Genomic DNA, 9,205 nt, shown 5'->3' with positions numbered 1-9,205 from the left:
GACATCCCCGAGACCACCGAAGTCACGTTGGTGTCCGATCAGTCCAGCTACATTCGAAAAGCGATGGCCAACTTGCAGACGCAAATCGGCTTGGGCGCCCTGCTGGTCGCGATCGTCGTTCTCGTTTTCCTCCGCCGCTTGCTGCCGACGGTGATCATCGTGGCGGTCATTGTGTTTGCCGTCCTGATCGGAGCACTCGGGTTCGCGTTCAGCGGCCAAACCATCAACGTGATGACCCTGGGCGGACTCGCACTGGCAATTGGAACGGTCGTCGATGCGGGAATCGTCGTCGTCGAGAACGTGATCCGCCACCAACGGATGGGCAAGTCCGCACTCGATGCCGCCCGCGACGGGACGGCGGAAGTTTCCGGCGCGATCCTGGCGGGCACCGTCACCACACTTGCCGTGTTTCTGCCCGCAGTGTTCTTGACCGGGATGATCAAGTACCTGTTCACCCCGCTGTCATTGGCCGCCACGCTCACCATCGGCGCGTCCTACATCTTGGCGCTGACCGTGGTGCCCGCGTTCTGCGCGACCTTCATCCGTGAAAAGGTCGGTGCACCAAACAACGACGCCGACCGTGATGATGCGATGCCCAGGGGACTCTACGGCCGACTGCTCGGTGGCGCGATGAAAGCCCCCGCCGCCAGCGCGCTGGTCATCGTCGTCGCCGTCGGTGCCACGTTCCTGCTGTGGCCGCGCATCGGAACCGAACTGTTCCCCAGCGTCGACTCGGGATCGTTCGAAGTGCGATTGAAAACGCTGCCCGGAACCGAGCTGATCGAAACCGAAAAGCTGGTCGCGCGAATCGAAGACACGATCAAGCAGGTCATTCCCGAAAACGAAATCGAAACGCTGATCGCGAACATCGGATTGCCGGTCGGCAAAGGCGCCGGATTCTCGACCGTGCTCAGTTCCAATTCCGGCCCCGACACCGCCTACCTGATCGTAAACCTGAAACAGGACGGCCGATCGACCAGCACCAACACGTACATCAACCAGCTACGTGAAAAACTGGCCGCCGACTATCCGCTGGAAGAATTCCTGTTCGTCTCCGGCGGCATCGTCAACATGGCGCTCAACGAAGGCGTGCCGACTCCGATCAGTGTTCAAGTCTCCGCGGGCACGCTGGGACAATGCCGCGACGCCGCCGAACGAATCGTCCAAGCCATCCGTCCGATCGCGGGGACCGAAGACGTTCAAATCGCGCAGTCGCTCGACTATCCGCAATTCGATGTCCAAGTCGACCGCACGCGCGCCAAGTACTTGGGGCTGGACCAAGAGGACGTCGCACAGACGGTGTTGACCGCGCTGGGATCCAGCGTCGGCTACGCGCCGACCATTTGGATCGATCCCAAATCCGGCGTCGATTTCTTCATGGGGGTGCAGTACGAAAACAACACCTTCGAATCCCTCGACGAAATTCGCAACATCCCGCTGTCGCTCCACACGCCCGATGGCCCGATCACGATTCCGCTGTCCAACGTGGCGACGGTCAACCGGGTCAACATTCCCGGCGAGATCGCCCACTACAACATCTCCCGCGTCAACGACGTCCACGTCAACGTCTCCGGCCGCGACATCGGTTCGGTCGCCGCCGACATCGAAGCGACGTTGGCCGACATGGAATTCGAAAACGGCGTCGGCGTCGCGCTCCGCGGGCCGGTCGAAAAAATGCGTTCCGGCATGAATCTGTTGGGTGTCGGGCTGGCGGTCGCCACACTGTTGGTCTACCTGGTGCTGATGGCGCAGTTCCGCTCCTTTGTCGATCCGCTGATCATCATGCTGGCCGTGCCGCTAGGGATCGGTGGCGTGCTGCTGGTGCTGTTCTTGACCAACACGACGATCAACATTCAATCGCTGATGGGGACGTTGATGATGATCGGCGTCGTGGTCAACAATTCGATTCTGTTGGTCGAGTTTGCCAATCGCCGGCGCGCCGAAGGGCTCTCGCCCCACGACGCGGCGGTTTCGGCAGCCGGCGTCCGCTTGCGACCGATCCTGATGACCTCGCTGACGCTGGTTGCATCGATGTTGCCCCTGTCGTTCCAGCTCGCCCCGGGCAACGAGGCCATGATTCCGTTGGCCCGAGCCCTGATGGGTGGCATGATTGCCAGCACCCTGCTGACGCTCGTCCTGGTGCCCTGCGTCTACTCGCTCGTCCACCGCAACTCCGCCGCGGCATGACGTGGGACAGGCTTCCAGCGTGTCGATGTTGTCGTCGTTGGACACGCTTCTCCTTCAGGTTTTGGAGGTCGCGCGGTTATTAAGTCGTTGATCATGCAGCGGACCTTGGGCGATGCCCAAGGCTATGGATGTAAACGGCCGTTGGCCGAAACCATCCATTGTCGCGTCCCGATCCGATGCCAAACGGCTGGCCGCCTTCGTGTCTGCCCCCCCGGGACACAAAATTGTTGCGAGTGCCACCGGGAAAAGCGTATAGTGCGCATACCCCTCTTCTTACCGGACGCGTCGAAATGACTCGCCGGGACACTTTTCAAACGGAATGCCAGCCATCGTCCACACAACGAAAGGCCCCATCGGATTCGCGCAGTTTCTCGCGACGGTCGCCGCGACGATTGCGATCGCGTGTCTGCTCGCCAACCCCGATTGCAGCACCAGCCGGGCTGGAGAACGGCACTCGCTTCAGCGACTCAAGGGAGTTGATCTGACCGGACGGCTGCGTCGGCTTGGCGAACGGAGCTCGACCAAGGCGGTCGTCGTCACGTTCTTGTCGACACAGTGCCCGATCAGCAACAGCTACCTGCCTCAGCTGAATGACTTGTCGACCAAATACCGCCGCGACGGAATCGAGTTTTACGGCGTGGTTTCAGATCCGTCGGTGACGCGTGCCGATGCGATTGCCCATAGCGAAACGTACAAGGTTCGTTTCCCAATTCTGTTTGATGGATCCGGCGAGTTGCGTCTGGCGCTCTCCCCCACGCATACGCCACAGGTCTTTGTGCTCGATGACCACGGCCGCGTCATTTACAGCGGTGCGATCGATGACCGTTATGTAAAACTGGGCCGCAAGAAAGAAGCCGCCAGGACCCCGTATCTCGAAAACGCGGTCAATTCAGCCGCCCACGGCACACCGATCGACGTCCCGGTGACCAAACCGATCGGCTGCCTGATGGAAGAACCGCCCAACAAGACCCGCGAGGGCAGCGTGACGTTCACGCGCGACATCGCGCCGATCATCCAGGCCAATTGTTCGTCCTGTCATCGCGAAAACCAATCGGCACCGTTTCCATTGTTGACGTATGACGATGTCAGCAGCCATGCCAACCAGATCCTCGAAGTCACCCGCAGCCGTTACATGCCGCCGTGGAAACCCGCACCGGGCTTCACCCGACTTCGCGACGAAATGCGGCTGACCGATCATCAAATCGATCTGATCGACGTGTGGGTCGAAACGGGCAAACCCGAAGGCGATCCGGCCGACTTGCCCGCCCCCATTGAGCACGTCAAGGGTTGGAAACTCGGCGAGCCGGATTTGATTCTCGAGATGCAGGAAGCGTTTACCGTTCCCGCCAGCGGTCCCGACATTCGACAGTACTTTGTGATCCCGTCACGACTGACCGACGACCGGCTGATCACCGCCATCGACTTTCATCCCGGCACGCCGCAAGCGATTCATCACGCCAGCTTTTACCTGGACACCCGCCGTGCCGGACGACGTTTGGACGAAGCCGATCCGGCACCGGGGTACAGCGGCTTCGGCGGCCCCCAGTTTGAATCTCAAGGCACACTGACCAGTTGGTTCCCCGGCATGACGCCACGCAAGCTGCCCCGGGGGATGGGCCGGTTGGTGACCAAGGGCAGTGACATCGTCGCCGAAATCCATTACGTCACCACCGGAAAAACCGAGCGGGACCGTTCGAAGATCGGGCTCTATTTCGCGCACCGTTCGGCCCGGCAACTCGTCGTCGAACTCCAGGTGGGCAACAAGGACATCGAGATTCCCGCCGACCAGTCACACCACCACGAACGAGCGGCCTACACGTTGCCGGTCAGGACCATGCTGTTGGATCTGGTGCCCCACATGCACATGCTCGGCAGCGAAGTGAAGGTCTGGGCAAAGTCACCCGATGGCCGCACCAAGCCGCTATTGTGGATCAAAGACTGGGACTTCAACTGGCAGGGACAATACTCGTTTGCCAAACCCGTCATCCTTCCCGAAGGAACGCAGCTGATCGTCGACGCCTGGTTTGACAATTCGTCGAACAATCCACTCAACCCCCACTCGCCCCCGGTCACCGTCCGCTGGGGCGACAACTCGACCGACGAGATGCTGCTGTGCACGTTCCAATGCACCTGCGAAACCATGGACGAACTCAACGAATTGATCGACCACCAACGCCGCTACATCTCCAAGGCGCAAGAGCATTAGACGCCGCAGTTCGCAGATTTCAGGGGCGCACACCATGCACGTTCGAATCCTCTTGTTCGCAGCCGTTTGCTCGATCGCAGTTGCGGCGCAGTTCTCCCGGGCTGCCGAGCCTGCCGCTGCGAAGGACCGCCCGCTGAACATATTGCTGATCATGGCCGATGACGTCGGCTTTGAATGTTTCAGCAGCTATGGCAGCAAGGAGTACACGACGCCGCGGATCGATGCGTTGGCAAAACAAGGCATCCGATTCACGAACGCCCACTCGACGCCCCTGTGCACGCCCTCACGCGTCAATTTGATGTCGGGGAAAAGCAACGTGTTCAACTATCAGGACTTCGGCATTTACCCCAACGGCGAACCGACCTTCGCCAACCACTTCCAAGCCAACGGCTACCGCACGGCGGTGGCCGGCAAGTGGCAATTGCAAAGCAAGCAACCGGGCAAGGGCATCACGCCCGAAGAAGCGGGTTTCGAGACATGGTGTCTGTGGAACATTCCCGGCGGAGCGCGAGAGCGTTATTGGAAGCCCTCCTTTGTGCAAAACGGCAAATTGCTGAATCTTCCGCGCCGCACGTTCGGTCCCGACGTCATGACCGATTTTCTGATCGACTTCATGACACAGGAAAGCGACAAGCCATTTCTCGCCTACTACCCGATGATCCTGGTGCATGACCCGTTCGTGCCCACCCCCGACAGCGAGGGCGGTGAACGCGTCGACAAGACCAAGCGGACTGCCAAGCGTCAGAAACAGAACTACGTCGAGATGGTCGCGTACATGGACAAGTGCGTCGGCCGCTTAGTCGATGCCCTGCAAGCCAGCGGGCAGCGCGACAACACGCTCGTGATCTTTACCGGCGACAACGGCACCAACGCCGTGCTGTCATCCCGGCTTGATGGCAAGACGGTCAAAGGCGGCAAAGGCTACACCCACGACTATGGCACACACGTACCGTTGGTGGTCAATCTTCCCGGCGTCGTTGCACCGGGACAAGTCAACGACGACCTGATCGCCTTTTCGGATTTCTTCCCGACCATCGTCCAGGCCGCAGACCTGCCACCGAAGGCAATCAAAGACGGCGACGGACAAAGCTTTTGGCCGCAATGCCTCGGGCAACCGGGGCAGCAACGCCAGTGGATCTACGGCTATTACTTTCCACGACCCTATGCCGCCAAGCTGGACAACAAATACAGCCATTACGAAGTCCGCTACGCCCGCAACAAGAAATACAAGCTTTATGACAACGGCGACCTGTACGACACCATCAGCGACGTGATGGAGACACAACCGCTGCCGATCGACAACGCGGATGCCGAGCAGCAATCGGCACGAAAGACCTTGCAACATGCCCTCGACTCGTTTCCAAACAAAGGGCAAGCCATTCACCACGACCGCGTCAGCAGCGATCGAAAGCCGGGTTACCAAAAACGCTCCAACCACTGACGCTTCCCCGTGCCAAGCATCTTCCTGAAACACTCCTCTTCGCCGTTGCCCCGAATGGCAGGCTCGACACCCGATCGCCTGAATCCGCGACGCAATCTTCCTACCCAAAATCTTCCTACCCCATTCCATCGACCAACCCCATGCGTTCCACCGCGCGGCAAATTTGCCTGATCGCGGCGCTGTGCTGATCCAACGACGGGCTCTCTGACACCGGGGCGCGTTAGAATCGACGTTGCCCGCCGTGTTCCCCAACGGCGCAACACTCGTTCGGACGAAATCCCCTTTTCTAAGGAGCACCGGAAATGTCCAAACAGAATCTACAGGTCTCTGTCGCAATCGAGCGCGACCCCGAGGATGTGATCCGCTTCATTGCCGACCATCGCAACCGCATGAAGTACCTGCAATCGCTCAAGGGCGTTTCCAACATCCAAGGCGACCCGGGTCAGGTCACCAAGAGCTGGGATTGGAAATGGGACCTGCTCGGCCACGAGTTCACCGGAACCGCCAAAACCATTCACTATGTCCCCGGTCGCCGCTACTCGTTCGCCACCGAGGGCGGCATCAAAAGCCAATTCACTTACAACGCCGAACCCGAAGGCACCGGAACCAAGCTGACCGTGGATGTCGAAGCCGAGATCCCGGCAGAACTCGCGGGAACCGAAGGTCTGGACCAATTGCTCGCCGGCGCTCAGCAGAAAGGGCAGCAATCGCTGCAGAAACTGAAGTCGTTGTTGGAACCGTCGTAGTGGTTCGCCGCAGCTCAATGTTCGGGAGGCAAAAATCGTCAAAGCCTGTTGATTAAATGGGATCGCACATGGGATCAGCCGTTTGGCTGGCGACCAATACCGCTCGATCGACAAGGTCTTGAACAGCGCAGGGCCCGTAGGCTTGAACACAGCACGTGAGAGTGACGAAATGAGAATCGGCTTGATTGCGATGAGCGGCATTCGCTGCTGCGACCAGGAACTGTTGCGCAAAGGGCTGACGCTGCCCGGCTTCGTCGAACGCAGCGAAACGATTGCGTCGTTGCCCAGCCTGGGCCTGTTGACCTTGGCCGCGATGATTCCCCAGCAGGATTCGGTGGAGTACTTCGAGGTGCAAGACCTCAAGCAACTCGACCCGCTGCCACAAGCTCTCGACTTGGTCGCCATCTCCAGCTTTACCGCCCAGATGCCCGAGGCCTACACGCTGGCCGATCAATACCGTGAACTCGGCATCCCTGTCGTGCTGGGCGGGTTGCACGTGACGTCACTGCCCGACGAAGCGCTCGGGCACTGTGACGCGGTGGTGATCGGCGAAGGCGAAGTGGTGTGGCGGGATGTGCTTGACGACGCTCGCTTGGGTCAGTTGCGGCGCCGCTACAGCTCCTTCGACGTCGCCGAATTCGATCTCGCCGACGCACCGATGCCGGCGTATGAATTACTGGACATCTCCAAGTACAACCGGCTGACGGTTCAGACCAGTCGCGGCTGTCCGAGGTGTTGCGAATTCTGCGCGTCCAGCATTTTGCTGACACGACGCTACAAACAAAAACCCATCGCGAAAGTGCTCGCCGAAATCGACCGCATCTGTGAACTCTGGCCCAGGCCCTTTATCGAGTTTGCCGACGACAATTCGTTCATTCATCGCGCGTACTGGAAGGAGTTGCTGCCACAGTTGAAAAGGCGGCGGGTGAAGTGGTTCGCCGAAACGGATCTGTCGGTGCACGAAGACGAAGAACTGTTGCGAATGATGCGCGACAGCGGATGCGCCGAAGTGCTGATCGGATTGGAAAGCCCGATCTTGCCGGGGTTGAAAGGCATTGAACTGAAGAACGATTGGAAACGTCGACAATGGCCGCACTACATCGAAGCGGTGGAACGGATCCAAAGCAATGGCATCCGCGTCAACGGCTGCTTCATCTTGGGGCTGGACGGCCAGGGAACCGACATCTTTGACGCCGTGTACGACTTTGCCGAGCAAGCCAAACTGTATGACGTCCAGATCACCTACCAGACGCCGTTCCCCGGCACGCCACTCTACCAGCGTTTGGAGAAAGACAATCGCTTGCTGTATCCCGGCGCATGGGAACGATGCACGCTGTTCGATTTGAACTATCGCCCCACGCCGATGTCGGTCGACGAACTCCAACAGGGCTTTCACGAGCTTGCGGACCGACTCTACTGTGAAGACTTCACCCAGTGGCGGCGAAAGCAGTTCGCAAAGTATTACCTGTATTCACGTCGTCACAAACAGCGGGCGTTTCACCCATGACACCTCCCAACGACGACGGCTTTGTCGCGGCGGGCAACCTGAATCGACTGCTGGGATGGACGACGCTGTTGATCGGATTGACGTTGTCCGCGGCATTGGATCCATGGCTGTTGGATGCGACAACTGCGGCCGGTTCTGACGGCGGTATTCCCCTCGCCGTCCGGCACGCCCACGGCGTGGTGATTGCGATGGCGTTTCTGCAGCTGGCGATGGCGCATTTGCTGGCGACGCCTGCGTTCGATCGCCGGGCACGGACAACCGCGGCGCTGCTCACCGCGATCGGCGCCGGCAGCTACATCGCCGGGTACGCACTCGGGCTGTGGTGGCCGGCGTGTCACTGGTTGGTGCTTGCCGGCAGTCTGGTCAATTTCAGCGGGTTCGCGTTCCTGTTGTGGGTCGGCCCGTCGGGCCTCTACGCAAAGCAGATCAGGATGATTCTGCCGGTGGCCTGCTTCGGGATGCTGTTGGATTTCATCGCCGGTCTGCGTCCCGTTTTGCCCGAAGCTTGGGTCTTGGAACAGCTCGGCAGCGAAGACGGCGTCCGGTTGCGGATGTTGCGTCTGGCGCGAGTGGCCGCGATCGCGTTATCGGTGCTGACCCTGCTGTACTACGGGGTCGCCCGGCGCGCCGGCCCGTATCACACCAATGCGCGACTGGGTGGAGTCAGCTTGGCGATCGGGGCGGTCGGCATGCCGTTGATTCTCGCGCTCGCCTGCTTCATCACGATGCACCTGAAATACCTGCTGGCGTTACCGGCGACCGCCGTTGTGATCGGCGTGTACGCGGGCCTGATCCTTGCGTTGAAGCACGGCGGCATGCTGGAGCGCTGGGGTTGGTTCCTGATCGCCGCGTCGACGTCGGCCGGCATGTTCATCGGGCTGTATGCCTTCGAAGGTCCGTTTCCGACGCCCGAATTCATGGGAGACTACAACGCGCTGCCGCGGCGTCTGACTCGTTTAGCGCACAGCTATTGCATCGTGCTCGGTATGATGTCGATTCTGCTATCTCGTGAGGGTGCCGGAAAGAGTGAAAGGAAAGGGCCCCCCAAGATCGCGTCATCCGCATTCATCGTAGGCTGTGCGCTCACACTGGCGATGCTGCTGCTACAAACGGTCACT

General features: G+C 59.9%; 6 protein-coding genes. All 6 read left to right on the top strand.

The genetic code is table 11. The features are described 5' to 3' along the window. On the top strand, positions 1-2,187 hold a 2,187-nt coding region (locus ABX749_RS11450), incomplete at its 5' end, for an efflux RND transporter permease subunit (protein ID WP_372896098.1). Between the two features lie 319 nt (positions 2,188-2,506). Further along, a complete protein-coding gene (locus ABX749_RS11445; protein ID WP_372896097.1) occupies positions 2,507-4,393 on the top strand; it encodes a redoxin family protein in 1,887 nt (628 codons plus the stop codon). A 34-nt stretch (positions 4,394-4,427) separates the two neighbouring features. Then, complete coding sequence (locus ABX749_RS11440) at positions 4,428-5,834, top strand: sulfatase-like hydrolase/transferase (RefSeq protein ID WP_372896096.1); 1,407 nt, start codon at positions 4,428-4,430, stop codon at positions 5,832-5,834. Between the two features lie 302 nt (positions 5,835-6,136). After that, positions 6,137-6,580, top strand: a complete 444-nt coding sequence (locus ABX749_RS11435; protein WP_372896095.1) for an SRPBCC family protein — start codon at positions 6,137-6,139, stop codon at positions 6,578-6,580. A gap of 169 nt (positions 6,581-6,749) precedes the next feature. Continuing rightward, on the top strand, positions 6,750-8,087 hold the full coding sequence (locus tag ABX749_RS11430) for a radical SAM protein (RefSeq protein ID WP_372896094.1): 1,338 nt from the start codon (positions 6,750-6,752) through the stop codon (positions 8,085-8,087). After that, positions 8,084-9,205, top strand: a 1,122-nt coding sequence (locus ABX749_RS11425) for a hypothetical protein (protein ID WP_372896093.1), incomplete at its 3' end; no start/stop codon positions are given. The genes ABX749_RS11430 and ABX749_RS11425, both read left to right, overlap by 4 nt.

Source organism: Stieleria sp. (genome assembly GCF_041595215.1).
Taxonomy (GTDB): domain Bacteria; phylum Planctomycetota; class Planctomycetia; order Pirellulales; family Pirellulaceae; genus Stieleria; species Stieleria magnilauensis.
The sequence above is the reverse complement of the archived record's forward strand: the minus strand, read 5'-3'. Positions and strand labels throughout refer to the sequence as shown.

Bases quoted from the DNA above. Each gene is read 5' to 3' on its own strand.
- ABX749_RS11445 (WP_372896097.1), top strand. From the start codon at position 2,507: ATGCCAGCCATCGTCCACACAACGAAAGGCCCCATCGGATTCGCGCAG.
- ABX749_RS11440 (WP_372896096.1), top strand. From the start codon at position 4,428: ATGCACGTTCGAATCCTCTTGTTCGCAGCCGTTTGCTCGATCGCAGTT.
- ABX749_RS11435 (WP_372896095.1), top strand. From the start codon at position 6,137: ATGTCCAAACAGAATCTACAGGTCTCTGTCGCAATCGAGCGCGACCCC.
- ABX749_RS11430 (WP_372896094.1), top strand. From the start codon at position 6,750: ATGAGAATCGGCTTGATTGCGATGAGCGGCATTCGCTGCTGCGACCAG.